At 64.4% G+C, this 20,919-nt stretch carries 21 protein-coding genes; 4 read left to right on the top strand and 17 right to left on the bottom strand.

Features of this window, described 5'->3' with window-relative positions; all coding sequences use genetic code 11:
* Nucleotides 1-62: 62 nt before the first annotated feature.
* From BLR94_RS07000 to BLR94_RS06930, 15 genes are all read right to left on the bottom strand, one after another.
* A complete protein-coding gene (locus tag BLR94_RS07000) occupies nt 63-578 on the bottom strand; it encodes a GNAT family N-acetyltransferase (protein WP_084304035.1) in 516 nt (171 codons plus the stop codon).
* 122 nt (nt 579-700) lie between these two features.
* On the bottom strand, nt 701-1,693 hold the full coding sequence (locus tag BLR94_RS06995) for an ABC transporter permease (protein ID WP_084304034.1): 993 nt from the start codon (nt 1,691-1,693) through the stop codon (nt 701-703).
* A 1-nt stretch (nt 1,694) separates the two neighbouring features.
* The gene (locus tag BLR94_RS06990) at nt 1,695-2,687 is read right to left on the bottom strand and encodes an ABC transporter permease (protein WP_084304033.1); all 993 of its coding nucleotides are present in this window, start codon (nt 2,685-2,687) and stop codon (nt 1,695-1,697) included.
* A complete protein-coding gene (locus BLR94_RS06985; RefSeq protein WP_084304032.1) occupies nt 2,671-4,239 on the bottom strand; it encodes a sugar ABC transporter ATP-binding protein in 1,569 nt (522 codons plus the stop codon). Before BLR94_RS06985 ends, BLR94_RS06990 begins: the two co-directional genes overlap by 17 nt.
* 31 nt (nt 4,240-4,270) lie before the next feature.
* Nucleotides 4,271-5,257, bottom strand: a complete 987-nt coding sequence (locus BLR94_RS06980; protein ID WP_042552795.1) for a sugar ABC transporter substrate-binding protein — start codon at nt 5,255-5,257, stop codon at nt 4,271-4,273.
* Between the two features lie 47 nt (nt 5,258-5,304).
* Nucleotides 5,305-5,664, bottom strand: a complete 360-nt coding sequence (locus BLR94_RS06975) for a hypothetical protein (RefSeq protein WP_084304031.1) — start codon at nt 5,662-5,664, stop codon at nt 5,305-5,307.
* A 10-nt stretch (nt 5,665-5,674) separates the two neighbouring features.
* A complete protein-coding gene (locus tag BLR94_RS06970) occupies nt 5,675-6,907 on the bottom strand; it encodes an SfnB family sulfur acquisition oxidoreductase (protein ID WP_084304030.1) in 1,233 nt (410 codons plus the stop codon).
* A gap of 198 nt (nt 6,908-7,105) precedes the next feature.
* On the bottom strand, nt 7,106-7,882 hold the full coding sequence (locus BLR94_RS06965) for an ABC transporter ATP-binding protein (protein WP_084304029.1): 777 nt from the start codon (nt 7,880-7,882) through the stop codon (nt 7,106-7,108).
* A gap of 64 nt (nt 7,883-7,946) precedes the next feature.
* A complete protein-coding gene (locus tag BLR94_RS06960; RefSeq protein WP_084304028.1) occupies nt 7,947-9,281 on the bottom strand; it encodes an ABC transporter substrate-binding protein in 1,335 nt (444 codons plus the stop codon).
* 77 nt (nt 9,282-9,358) lie between these two features.
* Nucleotides 9,359-10,699 (bottom strand): ABC transporter substrate-binding protein, encoded by a 1,341-nt coding sequence (locus tag BLR94_RS06955; RefSeq protein ID WP_084304027.1) that lies wholly within the window; start codon nt 10,697-10,699, stop codon nt 9,359-9,361.
* Between the two features lie 80 nt (nt 10,700-10,779).
* Nucleotides 10,780-11,844, bottom strand: a complete 1,065-nt coding sequence (locus BLR94_RS06950; RefSeq protein WP_084304026.1) for a branched-chain amino acid ABC transporter permease — start codon at nt 11,842-11,844, stop codon at nt 10,780-10,782.
* 4 nt (nt 11,845-11,848) lie between these two features.
* Nucleotides 11,849-12,730 (bottom strand): branched-chain amino acid ABC transporter permease, encoded by an 882-nt coding sequence (locus tag BLR94_RS06945; RefSeq protein WP_042552788.1) that lies wholly within the window; start codon nt 12,728-12,730, stop codon nt 11,849-11,851.
* Nucleotides 12,730-13,509 (bottom strand): ABC transporter ATP-binding protein, encoded by a 780-nt coding sequence (locus tag BLR94_RS06940; protein WP_084304025.1) that lies wholly within the window; start codon nt 13,507-13,509, stop codon nt 12,730-12,732. The genes BLR94_RS06945 and BLR94_RS06940 overlap by 1 nt, the downstream gene beginning before the upstream one ends.
* Nucleotides 13,506-14,465, bottom strand: a complete 960-nt coding sequence (locus BLR94_RS06935) for an AMP-binding protein (protein WP_084304024.1) — start codon at nt 14,463-14,465, stop codon at nt 13,506-13,508. Before BLR94_RS06935 ends, BLR94_RS06940 begins: the two co-directional genes overlap by 4 nt.
* Nucleotides 14,466-14,481: 16 nt before the next feature.
* Nucleotides 14,482-15,885 (bottom strand): LLM class flavin-dependent oxidoreductase, encoded by a 1,404-nt coding sequence (locus BLR94_RS06930; RefSeq protein WP_084304023.1) that lies wholly within the window; start codon nt 15,883-15,885, stop codon nt 14,482-14,484.
* Nucleotides 15,886-16,235: 350 nt separating this feature from the next.
* On the opposite strand from BLR94_RS06930, the gene minC reads away from it, so the two are divergent.
* The 4 genes from minC to BLR94_RS06910 all read left to right on the top strand — a co-directional run bounded on the left by minC (nt 16,236) and on the right by BLR94_RS06910 (nt 19,079).
* Nucleotides 16,236-16,970 carry a septum site-determining protein MinC gene (gene minC / locus BLR94_RS06925; protein WP_084304022.1) on the top strand — a complete coding sequence of 245 codons (735 nt, stop codon included), beginning with the start codon at nt 16,236-16,238 and terminating at the stop codon, nt 16,968-16,970.
* Nucleotides 16,971-17,192: 222 nt separating this feature from the next.
* Nucleotides 17,193-18,008 carry a septum site-determining protein MinD gene (gene minD, locus BLR94_RS06920; RefSeq protein WP_084304021.1) on the top strand — a complete coding sequence of 272 codons (816 nt, stop codon included), beginning with the start codon at nt 17,193-17,195 and terminating at the stop codon, nt 18,006-18,008.
* Nucleotides 18,005-18,259, top strand: a complete 255-nt coding sequence (gene minE / locus BLR94_RS06915; protein ID WP_042552782.1) for a cell division topological specificity factor MinE — start codon at nt 18,005-18,007, stop codon at nt 18,257-18,259. The genes minD and minE overlap by 4 nt, the downstream gene beginning before the upstream one ends.
* Before the next feature lie 184 nt (nt 18,260-18,443).
* Nucleotides 18,444-19,079, top strand: a complete 636-nt coding sequence (locus BLR94_RS06910; protein ID WP_084304020.1) for an RluA family pseudouridine synthase — start codon at nt 18,444-18,446, stop codon at nt 19,077-19,079.
* A 90-nt stretch (nt 19,080-19,169) separates the two neighbouring features.
* Here the strand turns inward: BLR94_RS06910 and BLR94_RS06905 are convergent, their stop codons facing one another.
* Nucleotides 19,170-19,958 carry an ABC transporter permease gene (locus tag BLR94_RS06905; protein ID WP_084304019.1) on the bottom strand — a complete coding sequence of 263 codons (789 nt, stop codon included), beginning with the start codon at nt 19,956-19,958 and terminating at the stop codon, nt 19,170-19,172.
* Nucleotides 19,955-20,887, bottom strand: a complete 933-nt coding sequence (locus tag BLR94_RS06900) for an ABC transporter ATP-binding protein (protein ID WP_084304018.1) — start codon at nt 20,885-20,887, stop codon at nt 19,955-19,957. Before BLR94_RS06900 ends, BLR94_RS06905 begins: the two co-directional genes overlap by 4 nt.
* Nucleotides 20,888-20,919 lie beyond the last annotated feature (32 nt).

Raw genomic sequence — 20,919 nt, 5'->3', positions numbered from 1 at the left:
GACGCGACGGTACGGCGACTCTGATCCATCGAAGAAGCTTGCGAAACCGACTGGCGGTGACTCTAGCTCAAGTCGTGCAGTGGAAATTGCATATGCGTCGTCTGCCAGAGCGGATCGGCTTCCACGTCCACCACCGCGAAGCCCTGCCGCTCCCAGAAGCGGATAGCGCCCGGCAGGAAGGGATGGGTATGCAGATAAAGCACCTGCACGCCGGCAGCAGCGGCGTGCTCGCGCAGCCGCTCGTACAGCGCCTTGGCCAGCCCGCAACGGCGCCATGGCGGGGCGACGAACAGACGCACGATCTCCACGGTCCGGCGCCCGGCGTAGTCGAGCTGCGCGAAACGATGGTCATAGGGCAGATAGCCAATGGCTGCGACCACTTCGCCCGCACTGCGCGCCAGCCAGAAACGACCGTCCTCGCCGTTCAGGTAGACCCGCTCGAAGTGCTGCAGATCTGCCGGCAGCACCCTAGCATCGAGCATGGGAAAGATTTCCGCGCGGGCGGCCATGACGAAATCGATTACCGCGCCAATGTCGTGCGGACCGACTTCGGCGATCTCCAACGGTGATACCTGCATGGGGTTCCTTCAACGGCTCAGGCAGCATCTTCCGGCTTCGCAGCCGGCAAAGCCGCCCCGAATGGGCGGGCAACATAGCCCGCTCGGCGTGACCACGCAACGCTCACCCGACGCGGGTCACCTCAGCGCGCTTGAACCAGGCGGCGGCTGATGAAGCTGAACACCAGCACCAGCAGAATCAGCGCACCGGTCGCGACCTGCTGCCAGTAGAAATTCCAGCCAATCAGCAACAGGCCATTGGCCGTGACGTTGAGGAACAGGACACCCAGCAGCGTGCCAGCGATATTCGCCCGCCCCCGGCGGTTCAGCGTGGTGCCGATGAACACTGCGCCAATGGCATTCATCAGAAAGGCATTGCCGGACATCGGTACGTAGGCATTCACCGACATCGTCAGCACGATGCCAGCCACCGCACAGGCGAAAGCACTGGCGATGAACACCAGCGCTGCGACGCGCGACAGGCCCAGCCCCGAGTAGCGAGCGACCAGAGGCTGAGTACCCAACGCCAGAACCTCACGACCAAAGCGCCCGCGCGCCAGCAGCACGCCATATGCCAGGGCCAGCAACGCCACCAGGAGCAGCGGCAAGGGAATCCCCAGCAAGGGGTCGACGAGGGCACCTGGTCGCACGGCGGCCGCCAGGTAGATCGGCTGCCCGCCCTCCGACAGCAGTTGCTGCACGCTGGTGCCGATGAACAGCGTGCCCAGCGTGGCCAGAAACGGGGAAATGCCCAGCCCCGCGATCAGTCCGGCATTGAACAGGCCGGTGAGGCTGCCGGCCAGCAGGCCACCCAGCGCCGCCAGGCCGAACCCGTAACCGGCATTGAGCAGCACCACGAAGGCCAGCGCCGAAAAATCCAGCGCCGTGCCCACCGACAGATCGATGCCCCCGGCCGCGATGGCATAGGTCATGCCTACCGCGACGATGGCCAGCAACACGAAGTTGTTCAGCAGCACGCTGGTCAGATTGCCCGTGCTGAGGAAGCCCGGCGCCTTCACGGCAAAGAACGTCAGCACCGCCAGGAAGGCTATCGGCAACAACAGGCGCACCAGCAATGCGACCAACGACGCAGCGCCACGACCCAGGCGCTCGCTGCTGACAGTCGAATCGCGCATCTCAGGCCTCCCGACCGCGCAGCAGGCTGGATGCCGCGACCACCGCCAGGATCAGCACGCCCTGCACGCCATTGACCCAGAAACTGGAAATATTCAATAGCTGGAAGCCGTTGACCAGGCAGCCCACCAACAGCGTGGCCAACAGGGTTCCGGAGATGCTCGGCTGCAGCCGGCGCGAGAAGATCACGCCCAGAAAGGCAATGGCGACCACCGGTAGCAGCAGGTCTGCGGAGCCGGTGGTACTGCCACTGAACCAGGCCGAGGAACAGAACGCCGCCAGGCTGCCGCACAGGCCGCTGATCAGGTAGCTGCCGAGCACATAGCGGGGGACCGCAATCCCTGCAGCGGTGGCTGCCTCCGGGTATTCCCCCACCGCATAAAGCCGCAGGCCGAAGGGCGTGTACTGCACCAGCACCAACAGGATCGCCGCCACCACCGTCAACACCCAGGCCAGCGCCGGAACGCCCAGCGGCTCGGCAAAGCTCAACCAGTCGAGCAGCGCGGACTCGGTCGGCAACACGGTGTTTTCGGTGAGCACCAGCTCCAGCCCGGCGATCAGGTTCATGCTCGCCAGCGTCGCCAGCAAGGCCGGCAGGCGCAGCCCTACCACCAGGGCGCCGTTGAGCAGGCCGATGGCGAGCCCGCAGGCCAGCGTCAGCGCAACGGCGCTCGCAGCACCATAGCCCGCATTGTTGAGGGTCGCGTAGACCGCTGCGCAGAGGCCGAGGTTGGCCGCCAGGGAAAGGTCCAGCCCACCGGATACGACGTTGGAACCACCGCCGATGACCACCACCGTCAGGCCGAAGGCAAGAATGCCGAGAATCGCCGATTGGGTGAGGACGTTGAGCAGGTTGCCCAGCGACAGAAAGTTCGGCGCGCTGATGGCAAGCCCCAGCAGGATGGCGGCGAACGCCAACGATGCGCCGCTACGCAACAGGCTGACCGCGAAGCGTCGCGGCAGCGCGGGTGTCGAGACGTCAGATAGCGATGGCATGGGGCGACAATTCCGGTGCGGACTCGGTGATGCGCTCGGCGCCGGTGGCCACGGCGAGCAGGCGGTCGCTGTCGGCTTCACCGGCAGCGAAGGTCGCGGCGAGCGTGCCGCGGTGCATGACGTGAATGCGATCGCACAGCCCCAGCAACTCGGGAAGATCGGACGACAGGATCAAGACCCCGGCGCCCTCGCTCACCAGTTCGCCGATAAGCCGGTAGATCTCCACCTTGGCACCGATGTCGATGCCCACGCTGGGCTCGTCGAGCAGATAGAGGCTGGACTGGCGTGCGAACCACTTGGCCAGCGCCACCTTCTGCTGATTGCCACCACTGAGCTGGCGCAGCGCGCTCTGCGTGCCAGCGGCCTTGATCCGCAGGCGGCCGATCAGCGCCTCGCTGGTCCGACGCTCGACACGCCGACGCAGCAGCCCGAACCAACTGAAGCGGCCCAGGCTGGCCAGGGTGATGTTCTCCTGCACGCTCAGGTCCAGCGCGATGCCTTGCCTGCGACGCTCCTCGGGCAGCAGGGCGATACCGTTGCCCACGGCCTGGGAGGTACCCTGCAGACGCTGCACACGGCCATCGATGCGTACCTCGCCGTGCTCAGGGGGCAGCAGACCGAACAGGCCCCTGAGCAGCTCCTTGGCTCCGGAGCCGACCAGGCCGGTAAGGCCGACGATCTCGCCGCGGCGTACCTGCAGGTCGATGTCCTTGTAGACAGCGCCACGACCAAGCCCGCGTACCTCCAGCAATGCCTCGCCCGGCGTGGTGGACGCTTTGGGATAGAGTTCGCCGACCTCGCGGTTGACCATCAGCCGGGCGATGCTGTCGAGCGTAGCGCTGCGCGGATCGACCTCGCCCACGTCACGGCCATTGCGCAACACCGTGACCCGGTCGCACAGCGCCTCGATTTCCTGCAGATAGTGAGAGATGTAGATGATCGTCAGCCCCTCGCGGCGCAGCCGTTCGACGATGCGCAGCAAGCGTTCCACCTCGCGCTGCACCAAGGCGACGCTCGGCTCGTCGAACACCAGTACACGGGGTTTGCTGATCAGCGCCCGGGTAATCTGCACCAATTGCTGCTCGGCATTGCCCAGCTCGCCGATCAGTGCGCTGCCGGCAAGGCGCAGGTCGAAATGATGACGCAGCAGACGCTCGGCTTCACGCTGCTGCGCGCGGCGGTCGAGCAAGGGCCCGCGGCGCAGCTCCTGGCCGAAGAACAGCGCCTCGCCGACGGTGAAGCTAGCGGGTAGCAGGCGTTCCTGATGGATGAACTGCACACCCAGGCGCTCGACCTGGCGAGGGCTGAAATGGCTGTAAACCTGGCCATTGACGAGCAGGCTGCCCGCATCGGGTCGATGGATGCCAGCCAGGACCTTGATCAGGGTCGACTTGCCAGCGCCATTCTCCCCGACCAGCCCGTGCACGGTGCCACTGGCCACGCGCAGACTGGCACCATCGAGGGCGCGGGTTGCGCCGAACTGCTTGACGATGCCACGCAGCTCCAGGGCGATGTCACCTTCAGGCTGCGGACGGGGTTCGAGCGCGCTCATCAAAGCCCTCCCACACGGCAAAGGAGCCGGCTCACTGATCGCCCCGCAGCTGCCGCACCTGATCGAGGTTGGCGTGGGTCGTCAGCAGCGTCGGTACATGGGTTTCCTTGGGCAGGTCACGCTGCCCGGCCAGGTAACGCGCCACGTTCTGCACCGCCGTCCTGCCGATCAGCTCCGGCTGCTGCGCGACCACTGCGCCGACCGGCGAAGCGTCCCGGGCGAGCAGTTCCAGCACTTCGGGGGTGCCGTCGACGCCGTAGGTCTTGATCTCCGTGCGTCCGGCGTCGATCAGTGCCTGGCTGGCGCCAAGCTGAGGGATATCCCAGGCCGACCAGATCGCGGCGATCTCGCCCTTCGGGTACTTGTTGAGCAAGGCGGCTATCTGCGCACGGGCGTCCTGCACGGTATTGGGGATCACATCGCGCAACTCGGGCTGCAGGATCTTCAGGTTCGGGTGGGCGGCCAGCACCTTCTGCAGCTCGTCATAACGGATGGCGCATACCGGGACGCCATAGAAGCCATTGAACACCAGGATATTGCCCTTGCCACCGGCGTCGCTGGCCAGTTGCTCGGCCAGTACCCGGCCACTGGTGACATTGTCCGAGGTGGTGTTGTTGATACTGTGCTGCGACGGCGCATCGATGGTGAACAGCGGTATGCCAGCCTTGCTGATGCGCTTGAGCCAGGGGTCGATCACGCTGAGGGTACCGAGGGTCTGGATCACCGCGTCGGGCTTCTGGGTGACCACGGTCTGCAGCTGGGTCACCAGATTCTTGTCGTTGCGCCCTGCATCCAGGGTAATCGGCGTCCCCCCCAGGCGCTTGATCTCATCGACCTGGGCCTGGAACGCCTTGACGTCGAAATAGTGACTGGTGCCGGTCATGCTGATGGCGATGCGTTTGCCAGCCAGCGAGGGCACATCCGCGGTTTGCGCGTAGGCTGCCTGCGCCAGCACGGCCGCCAGCGGCAGGATCAGGGTCAGCGCACGTCTGGCGCGCTGCAGCAGGGTCGTGTTCATGTCGCTCCTTGTGTTCGCCAGCGGCGGCCGCAGCCGCCGCGAAGGGATCATTCAAACGAAGTGCCGTTGAGGTAGTGATCGCCGAGCTGCCGACGTTGCTGGTGCAGCGGCGCCTCATCGGCGGCCACCGTGGGCCGTGGCAAGGTCTGCCCGCTCAGTTCCACCTGCAGGTCACTGGCCAGACGGGCCGCCTCGGCTGCCGCCAGACGCGCCTCGACCCGCGCTGATGCCGAGCGCCCGGCACGTGCCAGCAACGCGTCGGCGGCGTCGATATGGATCTGCACCTGGCCGACGCTGGCGATCACCAGAGCATCATCCGTGCGAGCGTCCGCGCGCAGCCGTTCGACCAGTGCGCTGAGTGCGTTACGGGCGAAAACCAGATCACCCAGGGTGTGTGAGTCGGACATGGGCGTTTCCTCAGTTCCAGGCGTGACGTTGTGGCTTGATGCCGTTGAGGCGCAGGTTGCCGACCAGGTGATACTTCCAGCGCACCGGATCATGCAGCGTGTGGGTTCGCGCGTTGCGCCAGAAGCGATCCAGCCCCTGGCTGGAGGAAACCGAACGCGTACCGCCCAGTTCGAACAGCCTGCTGGAGGCTGCCAGGGCGATTTCGGTGGACAGCACCTTGGCCTGACCGACCACCAGAGAGGCCTCGGCCACGCTGTCCTCGCTGGGCTCGGCGACGGCGTGGTCCACCGCCCTGGCTGACTTCTGCAAAATCGCCTCGGCGGCACTCAGGCGCCAGGCCAGATCGCCGATCAGCGCCTGGCTCAGCGGGTCCTGCCAGCCATGTTGCAGGCCGCTGTCGACCCAGGGCCGTGCCTGCCTGGCGACCTTCAGCAGTTCGGCGAAGGCGCCCCGGGCGATGCCGGTGTCCACTGCAGCCTGGATGATCTGCGACACGGGGCCATCGGCCGTCGGTTGGTCGTAGGCCTTCCAGGCCGGGATCACGTCGCTGCGGGGCACGCGGACCTTGTCGAGCAGCACCTGGCCACTGGCGGTACTGCGCTGACCGAAGCCGTCCCAACTGTCGATCACGCTGAGCCCCTTGGCATCGCGGGGCAGGAAGGCGATGAAGGGCCGATTGTCTTCATCCACCCCGACCGCTGGCACGATATGGGCGAACAGCGCACCGGTGCAGTAGGCCTTTTCTCCTTCGATCACCACACTGTCGCCCTCGAAGCGCACCTGGGTTTCGAACGCGGTGACGTTCTTGCTCCCGGCTTCGGAGAAGGCGTTACCGAAGCGATAGCCCTGCAGGACCTTGGCGAAGAAGCGTTGTTTCTGTTCTTCGCTGGCGGTGAGCGACAGGTTGTTGATCACCCCGAAGTGGTTCTGCGGCAACTGGCCAAGGGACGCGTCAGCCGCTGAAATCAACGCGATCACCTCGACCAGCGTGGCGTAGGACACGCCAGCACCGCCGTAGGCCCTGGGCACCGTGATCGCCCACAGGCCACTCTGGGAAAACCGATCGAGCTCCGCCCAGGGCAGGCGCCGATCGCGGTCACGCGCTGCGGCTTCGACGGCGAATGCCTCGGCCAGCTCCCGCGCGACCTCGATGGCTTCGGCATCGCCGCGGATTAGGTGGGCCGCCCGCTCTGGCGCCGAACGGGCCTGCGGGGGGAACGGAGAAAGCGTGGTCTGGCTCATGCTGCTCACCTCTTGCAATCGGGTTGCAGGAGGCTTTGCATAGCGCGTACCAGAAAATAATGTTCAGCGAATTCAAAAGGTTATGCTAAAAACCGCGACTTCTTGATTCGCCGCACCCTGACAATCTGTAGAAGCACTGTTGGCCAACCAACAGTGTCATCCCGGTCGGCTCACCCTGTACCACCGGCTTGCACAGGGTCAGCCCGCCTTGCCGCCCAGATAAAAATGCTGAAGGTCATCGCGGCTGGCCAACTGCTCGGCACTGCCCTCACCCACCACACGACCGTTTTCCAGGATGTACCCGTAGCTGGCATGGCGCAGGGCGACGTTGATGTTCTGCTCGGCGACCAGAAAGCTGACGCCTTCGCGGGCATTGAGCTGGCTGACGATCCCGAAGATCTCCTCGACGATGATCGGCGCCAGCCCCATGGAAGGTTCATCGAGCAGCACCAGACTGGGTCTGGTCATCAATGCCCGGCCGATGGCGAGCATCTGCTGCTCGCCCCCCGACGTGAGCCCGGCCTGGGTCTTGCGCTTGGTCTTCAAGCGCGGGAACCAGGCATAGATGCGCTCCAGCTCCGCCTCCAGCTCCCTGCGTCCGGGATTACGCAAAAAGCCGCCGGTACGCAGGTTGTCCTCGATGCTCAGGTGAGCGAAGACATGGCGCCCTTCGAGCACATGGACCACGCCTTGGCGGGCCAGCAGATTGGCCGCGATGCCGGCGGTGCTGCCACCGCGCAAACGGATGTTGCCGCGGCTGACCCGCGCCCGGTCGGCCTGGACCAGCCCCGAGATGGCCTTGAGCGTGGTGCTCTTGCCGGCCCCATTGGCGCCGAGCAAGGCGACGATACCGCCCTGCTCGACACGCAGCGACACCCCATCGACGGCGAGGATGGCGCCGTCATAGATCACTTCGATATCGTCGACGACGAGCAATTCGCTCGACTGTGCGACGGGTCCACGTGCCTGGTTCATTGCCATTCCCCCGAGGCGCCGCAGCGCCTCCCTGTGATCAGGTTTCGCTGACCGGGCGCAAGCCTCATTGCTGCGCCGTGCAGTCGCGTGCGGTGATCTTCTTCTCCTGCGCGTATTCGGCCGCCTTGGCATCGATCAGCGGGCGCAGGATCTGACGGTCTGCCTGTACCCAGTCGGTCAGCAGGTTCCACTGCTTGCCATCCCACTGCTGCACCTTGGCGGCACCTCCCCCTTCATGGTCGCTGCACGACAGCTTGAGCGGCTGCATCAGACCGAGAAAGCCGATCTCCTTGAGCCGCGCATCATCGAGGTCGAGGTGCTCCAGCCCCCAGCGACCCTCCTCGCCATTGAGCGGGCGCTTGCCGAACCTGGCCTGGCCGGTACGGATCGCTTCCACGGCGATGGCGGCATTCACCAGACCGGAGTTGTAGTACACGCTGCCGAAGCTCTTCGGATCCTTGAGATCGCTCTTGCCCTTATCGAGGATGTGCTCCTTGATACGCTGGTGGATGTCGAACGTCGCACCGCCCGGATACGGGGTCAGCGCCAGATAGCCCTTGCCGGCTTCGCCCGCAGGCAAGACGTCTTCGTTGGAGCTGGCCCAGATGTCACCGACGATGCGTTCGACCGGAAAGCCGAAGCGCGCGGCAGTCTTGATCGCCACCGGTGTGGATACGCCCCAGGTGCGCAGGAATACCCAGTCCGGCTTGAGCTGACGCACCTGCCGCCACTGCGAAGCCTGCTCGTTACCCGGGTCGGCCACCGGAATCTGGATGTTCTCGAACCCGTACTTTTCCGCCAGCAGCTTGAGCGGCCCCTGGGTCTCCCGGCCATAGGCCGAGTCGTGGTAGACGGTCGCGATCTTCTTGCCCTTGAGCTTGTCCAGCCCACCCTCGCGTTCGGCGACGTAGTTGATGAACGCCGACGCCTCGCTGTAGAAGGTCAGCATCACCGGGAAGTTGTAGGGGAACACGCGGCCATCGGTGGCCTCGGTACGGCCGTAGCCGAGCGTGATCAGCGGAATCCTGTCGGCTTCGGCCTTGTCGGCCAGGGCATAGGCCGCGGGCGCACCATTGGGCTGGTAGACCGCCACGGGAGCACCGTTGAGACCATTCTTGAAGCGCTCGTAGCACTCGATGCCCTTCTCCGCCGTCCACTCGGTCTCGCACTCCTGCCAGACCAGCTTGACGCCGTTTATGCCACCTTCCACCTCGTTGATGTAGCGCAGGTAATCGATCATTCCGGCCCACACCGGAATACCGCTCGAGGCATAGGCACCCACCCGGTAGGTAGCCAGCGGGAAGAACTGCTCATCGGGCGCGGCCTGCGCGGGCACCGCCAGATGAACGCCGAGAATCAGCAGGGCCGAGGCCAGGGTACGCTGCAAGGAATGCTGCATGGGATTCACTTCCGTGGACGAAATTTGGGGGTTCGCCCTGTCCCGTTTTCGGGTCAAGGGACTCGCTTGTCGATGGATCACTGTTCGCTGCTGCAGTCCCGCGGGGTGATGCCCTTCTCCTGGGCATACGCGGCTGACTTGGCCTCGATCAGCGGGCGCAGGGTGGCGCGATCGGCCTGTAGCCAGTCGGTCACCAGCACCCACTGGTCACCGTCCCATTGCTGCACGCGCGCCGCACCACCGCCTTCATGGTCGGAGCAGGACAGTTTCAGGGGGGGCAGCAGCCCTTCGAAGCCGATGGCTTTCAGGCGTGCCGCGTCGATATCCAGGTGCTCGAAGGCCCAGCGCCCCTCTTCGCCATTGAGCGGGCGGTTGCCGAACTTCTTCTGCCCGGTGCGCAGTGCCTCCACGGCGATGGCCGCGTTGATCAGGCCGATGTTGTAATACACCTTGCCGAAGTAGCGCTGATCCTTGAGATCGCTCCTGCCGGTATCGAGGATGTGCTGCCTGAGGCGCTTGTGGATCTCGAACTCGTCGCCGCCGGGAAATGGCGCAAGGGCCTGATAGCCCTTGGCGGCCGGCCCGGCAGGAATCACGTCGGCCTCGGAACCGGCCCATACGTCACCGATGATGCGCTCGACCGGAATGCCGAAACGCGCGGCGGTCTTGATCCCTACCGGGGTAGACACGCCCCAGGTGCGCAGGAACACCCAGTCCGGCTTGATCTGCCTCACCTGACGCCATTGCGCGGACTGCTCGTTGCCAGGATCGGCGACCGGGATCTGAATGTTCTCGAAGCCATACTTCTCGGCCAGCAGCTTCATCGGCGCCTGGGTTTCCCGGCCATAGGCGGAGTCGTGATAGACGGTGACGATCTTCTTGCCCTTGAGCTTGTCCAGTCCGCCCTCGCGCTCGGCGATGTAGTTGATGCCCACCGACGCCTGGCCGTAGTAGTTGAGCAACAGCGGGAAGGCATAGGGGAACACCCGCCCGTCGGTGGACTCTGTGCGCCCGCCGCCGCCGTCGATGAGCGGGATGCGGTCAGCCGCGGCCTTTTCCATCAGGGCATAGGAGCCAGGCGTGCTGTGGGTGAAGAAGAACGCCGTCGGCGCACCATCGAGGCCGCCCTTGTAACGCTCGTAGCACTCGACGATCCGGTCCACGCTCCACTCGGTCTCGCACTCCTGCCAGACCAGCTTGACGCCATTGACGCCACCTTCCACCTCGTTGATGTAGCGGAAGTAGTCGATCTCGCCAGCCCACCAGGGAATGCCGCTGGAGGCATAGGCGCCGACCCGGTAGGTGGCCATGGGGATGAACTGTTCGTCGGCGGCCGCCTGAGCCAGCGTCGGCAGCCAGGCCTGGGCAGCCAGGGCGAAGGCAGCGCCCAGCAACCTGCGGTGCAGAGGTTTGCGCATGGTGCTCACTTTTCTTTTCTCGATAGTGGTGTCGGTTGCCCCTCCCGTGATCGGGTCAAGGTGTTGGCGATAAGACGGTTTCAGAAACGCAGCGGCCAGGTCCTGAGGCGCTCGCCGAGATTGCTCAGCAGGCGCACCAGGCCTTCAGGCTCCTTGATCAGGAACCAGATGATCAGTGCGCCGAAAAGAATCTTCTGCAGGTTCTGCAACTGCCCGGCATCGACGTGGCCGCCGAACAACCATTGCCCGGTGTGGCTGAGCAGGATCGGCGTCAGGCTGATGAACGCCGCACCGATGAAGTTGCCCGCGATGCTGCCCATGCCACCGATGATGATGATGAACAGCAGCTGGAACGAGCGGTTGATGTCGAAACTGCCGGCACTCGCGGTCCCCAGATAGGCGAATGCCCAGAGTGCACCGGCAATGCCCAGGTAGAAGGAGCTGACGGCGAAGGCCAGACGCTTGTAGCGATTCACCGGAATACCGATCACCGAGGCGGCGGTGTCCATGTCGCGGATGGCCATCCAGTTGCGTCCCACCTGGCTGCGCACCAGATTCACCGCCACCCAGGTCAGCAGCACCACACAACTCAGGGTCAGCAGATAGCGACCGACCGGTGAGCCGAGGCTGTAGCCGAACAGCTCCAGGCGCGGTGCGCTGATGGTTCCCGAGGAGGCATAGTTGTAGAACCAGGGGAACTTGGCGAACACCCACTCGATGAAGAACTGCGCAGCCAGCGTGGTGACCATGAGGTAAAAACCCTTGATCCGCGAACTGGGGATAGCGAACACCAGCCCCACCACGCCGGCGATCAGGCCAGCGCCAATCAGCGCCAGGGGCAACGGAATTCCCGGCACCCGCAGCAGCAGCCCATACGTGGCGAAGGCCCCCACGGCCATGAAGCCGGCTGCCCCTACCGAGGTCTGCCCGGTATAGCCGGTCAGCAGGTTCAGCCCCAACCCGGCCAGTGACAGCACCAGGAAGGGAATCAGGATCGCGTTGAGCCAGTAGTCGCTGCCCGTCAGCGGTACGCCGATGAAGGCCAGCGCCAGCAGTGCCGTCAGAGCCAGCGGCCAGCGCCGTCGGGTCAGCGCCAGCGGTGCGTTGTCATAGGTCGCGGCCAGGGGGGAAGTGGTCAGGGTCATGGCATCAGACTCGTTCGATGGCGCGGTCGCCGAACAGGCCCGCAGGACGGATGTAGAGGAAGACCAGGGCGAGGAAATAGGCGAACCACGGTGTGATGCCACCACCGATCAACGGGCCGATGTAGGCCTCGGCGAGGTTCTCCGCGGCACCGACGATCAGCCCGCCGACGATGGCTCCACCAATCGAGGTGAAGCCGCCGATGATCAGCACCGGCAGTGCCTTGAGCACCACCAGCGACAGCGAGAACTGCACGCCCTGTCGAGCGCCCCAGAGCAGCCCGGCAACCAGTCCCACCACGCCGGCAACGGCCCAGACGATCTGCCAGATGCGGTTCAGGTTGATGCCTACCGACAGCGCGGCACGGGTATCATCGGCCACCGCACGCAGGGCGATGCCGATGCGGGTCTTGTTGAACAGCAAGGCCAGTACCGCGACCAGCGCCACGGATACCCCGGCAGCGATCAGGTCGAACTGACTGATCATGATCTCGCCGAGGAACAGCGGCACGTCCTCGATACCCAGATCCAGCGCCCGCACCTGGGCGCCCATCAGCCCCTGGGCCAGCCCCTCGATCACGAACGACAGGCCCAGCGTCGCCATGAACAGCGTGATCTGCGAGCGATTGACCAACGGCCGCAGCACCAGCCGCTCGATCAGCAGCGCGGCGATGATCATCACGACCACCGTGAGCGCCAGTGCCACGATGAAGGGCAGGCCCTGATCGTGCAGGCTGACGAAGGTCAGCGCGGCGAACAGCAGCATGGCGCCCTGGGCGAAGTTGAACACGCCACTGGCCTTGTAGATCAGCACGAAGCCGATGGCCACCAGGGAGTACATGGTGCCGGCCAGCAGCCCGCCGATCAGGGTTTCCAGAAAGAAGCTCATCAGTGGGTCACTCCCAGGTATGCCGCGATCACCTCCGGGTTGGCCTGCACCTCGGCCGGCGTGCCGTCGCCGACCTTGCGGCCGTAGTCCAGGACCACCACATGGGTGGACAGGCCCATGACCACCTTGATGTCGTGTTCGATGAGAATCACCGTGGTGCCCAGGTCTCGATTGATGTCGGCGATGAAGCGACTCATTTCCTGTTTCTCCTGCGCATTCATCCCGGCCATGGGCTCGTCGAGCAGCAACAGGGTGGGCTGGGCGATCAGCGCCCGGCCGAGTTCCACGCGCTTCTGCAAGCCGTAAGCCAGGCTGCCTACGGCGACATCACGCCAGGGCTGCAGCTCGAGAAACTCGAGAATGCTTTCCGCCCGTTGGTCGAACTCGCGAGCTTCGCGACGCGCTCGGGGCAGCGTCAGGGCCTGCTCGAGGAAAAAGCTGCGCTGGAAACGCGACAGGCCGGTCAGCAGGTTGTCGCGCACACTCATCTTCTTGAACAGCGCGTTGTTCTGAAAGGTGCGGCCAATGCCCAGTCGCGCAGCGCCGAGCGGCTGGATACGCCCCAGGCGCTCGGCGTTGAACAGCAGCTCCCCGGCGTCCGCCCGATAGACCCCATTGAGAATGTTCAGCAGTGAGCTCTTGCCGGCCCCGTTGGGGCCGATCAGCGCGCAGATCTCGCCACGCCGGACGCGGAACGACAGATCGGAGATCGCCTTGACCCCCTGGAATGACAGGGAGACATTGCGCACATCGAGAATGGCCGAGCAAGCGCTGCTCATGCGGCACGCTCCAGGTATTCACGGATCCACAGCGCAGCCGAGGCATCGTTGGGCAGCCCCGGGGCACCCTGGACGATGCGTTGCAAGCGCTGAAAGCCGAGCAACTGGCGCACACGGGTCTTGATCCAGCGCCGCACACCACGGCGTGGATCGTGCAGCGTCCAGTCACACAGGCGCCGGCGCCAGCTGCCGACGGGCGCCAGGCGAGCCTCGATCTCCGCGGCCAGGGTTCGCAGACGTGGCGGCGACAGCAACAGGGTTTGCGGGGCGATCTCGCGACGATCCCGGGCTGCCGACTCGCTGCTCTCCGGGAAGGCCAGCCCCTGCCCGCCTTGCAGCCAGTGCAGCAGCAACAGATGCAGTCCATCGCTCCACTCGCTGCCCTCGTCACACCACAGCGCCGCTTCGCGGCCTGCCTGGCGCCAGCTCAAGCGGTCCTGCGAGGGTTGGCCTTCGATCAGTTCCGCCAGCGCCACCACCTGCAAGGCGCCTTTGCTGACGCTCACCGGCTGGGCGCAGAACAGCATCAGCGGACGGCTCTCGCCGGCCAGGGCTTCGAGCCAGGCGGCCGCCTGATCACGCCGTTGCACGAAGGCGAAAGCCGCCCTGCCCACCAGCCACTGACGACGCAGCGTCTCGCCGCGGCTGTATCGGGAAATCAGCTGGATATGGCCACCAAGCCTCTTCGCCGCCAGGGCCAGCAACAGCAGGGTCGGCTCATAAGCGCCGCTGAGCGCCAGCCGTGATCCCGCCGTGAAGCCCTGCTGGCTCAGCAGCGCCGCCTTGCGCTCCACCTCGCGCGATACATCGATCCAGCGCCAGGCCTTCCATTGGCCCCGGCGTCGATGGCGCAGGGCGATGCCCAGCGGCTGCTGCGCCGCCCAGCGCTGCAGCTGGGCCAGGGCCTCGTCGGGCACCTGATCGACAGGCACGGGGTTCAGTTCGTGTACGCTCATGTGCACTCCTCGCCGATCACGCCGATGCCGCCTTGGCGGTACGCGCAGACAGCGCCTGCAGGTCACGATAGGCAGCGGCCGGGTGGCTTTCCGGCAGGCGCGGCCCCTCGCCGAAGAGTTTTTCCCGCAGGGTGCCCGGTGCGTACTCGGTCTTGTAGACGCCACGCTTCTGCAGCTCAGGGACCAGCCACTCGACCACATCGCTGAACGTCTCGTGGGCCAGCGCATAGGCGAAGTTGAAACCGTCCACGTCGGTTTCCTCGACCCAGGCCTGCAGTTCATCGGCCACGGTTTGCGCACTGCCGACGATGAGAGGCCCGAAACCGCCGATTCCGACCCAGTCGGCCAGTTCCTGTACCGTCCACTGCTTGCCCGGGTCCGCGGTGGAGAACGTCTCCACTGCGGACTGGATGGCATTGGTATGAATATGCTTGAGCACCTGATCGGGGCGGTACTGGGCGAAATCGATTCCGGTCCAGCCCGAGATCAGCGCCAGGGCACCCTCGTAGCTGCTGTAGCTCTTGAGCTCCTGCCATTTGGCTTGGGCCTTGGCGTCGGTCTCGTCGACGATCACCGTCTGCAGGTTGAAGATCAGCACCTTGCGCGGATCACGTCCGGCTTCCGCAGCGCGGCGACGAATATCGGCCACGGTCTTCTTCAGCGTCACCTTGGACGGCGCCGCGACGAACACGCACTCGGCATGGCCCGCCGCGAACGCCTTGCCGCGGTTCGACGCGCCAGCCTGATAGAGCAGCGGCGTGCGCTGTGGTGATGGCTCGCACAGATGAATGCCAGGCACCTGAAAATGCTTGCCGTGGTGGCCGATCTCATGAATCTTGCTCGGGTCGCTGAAAATGCCGCGCACCCGGTCCCGCACCACGGCATCCTCCTCCCAGCTGCCTTCGAACAGCTTGTAGAGCACCTCCAGGTACTCCTCGGCATAGTCGTAACGCGCATCGTGGTCGCTCAGGGCCTTCTGCCCGAGATTGCGCGCCCCGCTGTCCAGGTAGGACGTGACGATGTTCCAGCCGATGCGCCCCTTGGTCAGGTGATCGAGAGTCGACAGACGCCGGGCGAACGGGTACGGATGTTCGAAGGTCAACGAGGCGGTCAGACCGAAGCCCAGGTGCTCGGTGACCAGCGCCATGGGAGTGATCAGCGCCAGCGGGTCGTTGACCGGCACCTGGGTGGCTTGGCGAATGGCGGCGTCGCCGTTGCCACCCAGTACGTCATAGATGCCGATCACGTCGGCGATGAAGATGCCATCGAATTTGCCGCGCTCCAGCAGTTTGGCCAGATCGGTCCAGTAGGACAGATCCTTGTACTGCCAGGCGCGATCGCGAGGGTGAGCCCACAGCCCGGGCGACTGGTGACCGACACAGTTCATTTCGAACGCGTTCAAACGAATTTCGCGTGGCATGGATCCTCCGGTACGCAGTGATTCGCGGCGCCTCGGCGCAGCCTCTACAACTTCCGAATCACAAACCATGCCATTCGATAACCCTTTACCAATCAATGACTTGAAACATACACGGGCGATCGCTCCTGTACCGCGCCATGCAGGCTGCTGATCAGCTGTTCGTTGGAGAACAGTTGCACCGCCCTGCCCTGCGAGCCCTTGGCGCGGTACCCTGCAAGCGCAGGAGCAGCGCTGCACGACCCTGGGCTCAGGCCGCACCGGTGGCGACACCCGAGGCTTTTTACGCTTGAGCCCGGCAGCCGTTCTCGTTATAAGTCCCGCTACTTTTCCAAGGCCGTATCAGGCAGACCATGAGCCAAGCTGATCTCCTCGACCAAGACCCCGTGTTCCAGCTCAAAGGCAGCATGCTGGCCATCACCGTGATGGAACTGGCGCACAACGACCTCGCCCGCCTCGACCTGCAACTGGCGGAGAAAGTCGCTCAGGCCCCGAACTTCTTCAGCAATACCCCGCTGGTGCTGGCTCTCGACAAATTGCCCAGTGATGAAGGCACCCTCGATCTCGGCGAGCTGATGACCCTGTGCCGCAAGCATGGCCTGCGCACCCTGGCCGTGCGCGCCAGCCGCGAAGACGACATCGCCGCCGCCAATGCGCTGGACCTGCCGGTGCTGCCGCCTTCCGGCGCCCGCGAGCGGGTCATCGACCCGGCACCTAAGCCGCCACAGCCACCCGCCAAGCCGCCCGAGCCGGAAGTCAAACCGACCCGGGTGATCACCACGCCGGTGCGCGGCGGCCAGCAGATCTACGCCCAGGGCTGTGACCTGGTGGTACTGGCCCCGGTCAGTGCCGGCGCGGAACTTCTCGCAGATGGCAACATCCATGTTTACGCCCCGATGCGCGGCCGGGCTCTGGCCGGGGTCAAGGGCAATCGTCAGGCGCGGATCTTCTGCCAGCAGATGGGGGCTGAACTGCTTTCCATCGCTGGCCAGTACAAGGTCGCCGAAGACCTGCGTCGCGACCCGAACTGGGGGCGTGCGGTACAGGTCGGCCTGACGGGTGACGTGTTGAACATCACCCGTCTTTAACGGATACTGCCGCCACTTTCAACGGACACAAAGGCACCTGGAAGCCTTCAGGCGGACTGTCAAAACGATCACCGGCACATGGCCACCTGGCATCGCTCGGCACCTGAAGTGCAGCGCTTTTTCCGCCTCGCGAGCCATGCCAGAGCCCGCTACCGATTTTTTCGACAGACCGCCAGTCGCTGGCAGGTTCCTGCTTTTTATTCATTTTTGGGGTGAATCACCTTGGCCAAGATCCTCGTAGTCACTTCCGGCAAGGGTGGCGTCGGTAAAACCACCACCAGCGCCGCCATCGGTACCGGCCTCGCCCTGCGCGGCCACAAGACCGTCATCGTCGACTTCGACGTCGGCCTGCGTAACCTCGACCTGATCATGGGCTGCGAACGCCGCGTGGTGTACGACTTCGTCAACGTCGTCAATGGTGAGGCCACCCTGACCCAGGCCCTGATCAAGGACAAACGCCTCGAGAACCTCTACGTGCTGGCCGCCAGCCAGACCCGTGACAAGGACGCCCTGACTCAGGAAGGCGTCGAGAAGGTCATCAACGAACTGCGTGAAAACTTCGAATACGTGGTCTGCGACTCGCCGGCCGGTATCGAGAAAGGCGCCCACCTGGCCATGTACTTCGCCGACGAAGCCATCGTGGTGACCAACCCGGAAGTGTCCTCGGTACGTGACTCCGACCGCATGCTCGGCCTGCTGGCCAGCAAATCCCGTCGCGCCGAACAGGGCGGCGAACCGATCAAGGAACACCTGCTGCTGACCCGTTACAACCCGGAGCGCGTGACCCGTGGGGAAATGCTCGGCGTGGAAGACGTCGAGGAAATCCTCGCCATCCGTCTGCTCGGCGTCATCCCGGAGTCCCAGGCCGTGCTCAAGGCGTCCAACCAGGGCGTTCCGGTGATTCTCGATGACCAGAGCGACGCCGGCCAGGCCTACAGCGATGCGGTGGATCGCCTGCTTGGCAAGGAAGTGGCGCACCGCTTCCTTGATGTGAAGAAGCAGGGCTTCCTGCAACGTCTATTTGGAGGTCGCGAATGAATATTTTTGACTTCTTGCGTTCGCGCAAGAAGGAAGCCACTGCCTCCATCGCCAAAGAGCGCCTGCAGATCATCGTCGCCCACGAACGTGGCCAGCGCACTCAACCGGACTACCTGCCTGCCCTGCAGCAGGAACTGGTCGAAGTGATCCGCAAGTACGTCGCCATCGACTCCGATCAGGTTCAGGTCGCCCTTGAGAATCAGGGCAGCTGTTCGATTCTGGAGTTGAACATCACCCTCCCGGATCGTTGATCCGCATACCGTAGGGTGGGTTAGCGGCGCCTGGTGGTGGCATTCGCTTCACAACCGGATTCAGTGCGCTGCGTAACCCACCAGGCGATGCCGGAGACGACATCGACCTCTGCGGTAATCCGTTCAACGAATGGCGGCCTCGATGGCCGCTTTTCGTTTTTACCGCCCAACCGAAAGAACGCCCATGCCGCTCAGCCAAATCGAAATCGTCCATCAGGATGCTGCCCTGCTGGTGATCAACAAGCCCACCCTGCTGCTCTCGGTGCCCGGCCGCGCCGAAGACAACAAGGACTGCCTGGTCACCCGCCTGCAGGAGAACGGCTACCCCGAAGCGCGCATCGTGCACCGCCTCGATTGGGAAACCTCCGGCCTGATCGTCCTCGCCCGTGATGTCGACAGCCACCGCGAGCTGTCCCGACAGTTCCACGACCGCGAGACGGAAAAGGCCTACACCGCCCTCTGCTGGGGCTCGCCGGACGGCGAAAGCGGCAGCATCGACCTGCCACTGCGCTACGATCCGCCGACCAAGCCGCGCCACGTGGTCGACCATGAGCAGGGCAAGCACGCCCTGACCTTCTGGCGCGTACTCGAACGCCATGCCGAGCACAGCCGCGTCGAACTGACCCCGATCACCGGCCGCTCGCATCAGTTGCGCGTACACATGCTGTCCATCGGTCACCCGCTGCTCGGTGACGGCCTGTATGCCCACCAACAGGCCCTGGCCGCCTACCCGCGCCTGTGCCTGCACGCCAGCATGCTCAGCCTGACCCACCCGCAGAGCGGCGAACGGCTGCGCTTCGAGTGCCAGGCAGCGTTCTGATCAACCCCGCTACTGCGGGCCAGCCAGGCTAAGAACAACAAGCTTGCAGCCAGAGGGCGTCCATGGGCAGCGTGCCTCCTTGCGCGCCGTTCACTGGCGCATGCCACGCCCACTGACCAGCAGGCGCACGCACAGCACGTAGAGCACCGTCGTGGCGACCAACATGAAGCCGATCGCGGTGCCGATGCGAATGTCCGATACGCCGAGGATGCCGTAGCGGAAGGCGTTGACCATGTGCAGCACCGGGTTGACCATCGACACGGTCTGCCAGAACGGCGGCAGCAGGCTGATCGAATAGAACACGCCGCCCAGGTAGGTCAGCGGGGTCAGCACGAAGGTCGGGATGATCGAAATGTCGTCGAAATTGCGTGCGAACACCGCGTTGACGAAACCGCCGAGCGAGAAGATCGTCGCGGTCAACAGCACCACCAGCACCGTCAGCCCGAGGTGGTGCACCTGCAGATGGGTGAAGAACAGCGACAGCAACGTCACGATCACGCCCACCGCCAGCCCGCGCAGTACGCCACCGGTGACGTAGCCGACAAGAATGGTGTGCGGCGACACCGGCGAGACCATCAGTTCCTCCACCGAACGCTGGAACTTGCTGCCGAAGAAACTCGACACCACGTTGCCATAGGCGTTGGTGATCACCGACATCATGATCAGCCCCGGCACGATGTACTCCATGTAGGTGAAGCCGTCCATGTCACCGATCTGCCGACCGATCAGGTTCCCGAAGATCACGAAGTACAGGACCATGGTGATCGCCGGCGGCAGCAGGGTCTGTGGCCAGATGCGGGTGAAACGACGCACTTCGCGGTAGACGATGGTGCGCAATGCCACCAGGTTGGCGCTGAATTCGGATTGCTGGCGACTCATACGGCCACCTTCGACAGGTTCTTCTCGACCAGGGACACGAACAGTTCCTCGAGGCGGTTGTTCTTGTTGCGCAGGCTCGACACCTCGATGCCGTGTGCCGACAGCTGACTGAACAGTTCGGTGACACCGCGGCTCTTGTCCACCTGAACCTCGAGGGTGTGAGGGTCGACGATCCTGGCGGGATAACCGTGCAATTCAGGGACGACCGCCAGGGTGTCCTTGAGGTCGAGCAGGAAGGTCTCCACGTGCAGCTTGCTCAGCAGCGATTTCATGCTGGTGTTCTCGACGATCCGCCCGTGGTCGATGATGCCGATGTTGCGACACAACTGTTCGGCTTCCTCCAGGTAGTGGGTGGTGAGAATGATGGTGATGCCCTGCTCGTTGAGATCCGTGAGGAAGCTCCACATCGAGCGGCGCAGCTCGATATCGACCCCCGCGGTCGGTTCGTCGAGGATCAGCAGCCGTGGCTGATGCACCAGCGCCCTGGCGATCATCAGCCGCCGCTTCATGCCGCCGGACAGCTCCCGCGAGGCCACCTCGCGCTTGTCCCACAGGCCAAGCTGATTGAGGTATTGCTCGGCGCGCTCCCCGGCCAGGCGTGCCGGGATGCCGTAATACCCGGCCTGGGTCACGACGATGTCGAAGACCTTCTCGAACTGGTTGAAGTTGAACTCCTGGGGCACCACGCCGATGCAGCGCTTGAGCGCGGCGGGCTGGGTGTCCAGGTCATGGCCGAACACCTTGACCGTGCCGCTGGACTTGTTCACCAGCGTCGAGAGGATGCCGATGGTGGTGGATTTACCGGCACCGTTAGGGCCGAGCAAGGCGAAGAAATCCCCTTCGGCCACATCGAGGTCGAGGCCGTGCAAGGCCTGGAAGCCATTGCCATAGGTTTTGGTCAGCTGCCGAATCGACAGAGCAGTACTCATAAAGGATACGCACGCATGAAAAATGACAGGGT

It is taken from the genome of Phytopseudomonas flavescens (assembly GCF_900100535.1).
In the GTDB taxonomy this organism is placed as follows: Bacteria; Pseudomonadota; Gammaproteobacteria; order Pseudomonadales; family Pseudomonadaceae; genus Aquipseudomonas; species Aquipseudomonas flavescens.
Note: the sequence above shows the minus strand (reverse complement) of the source record. Positions and strands in the feature narration are given on the sequence as shown.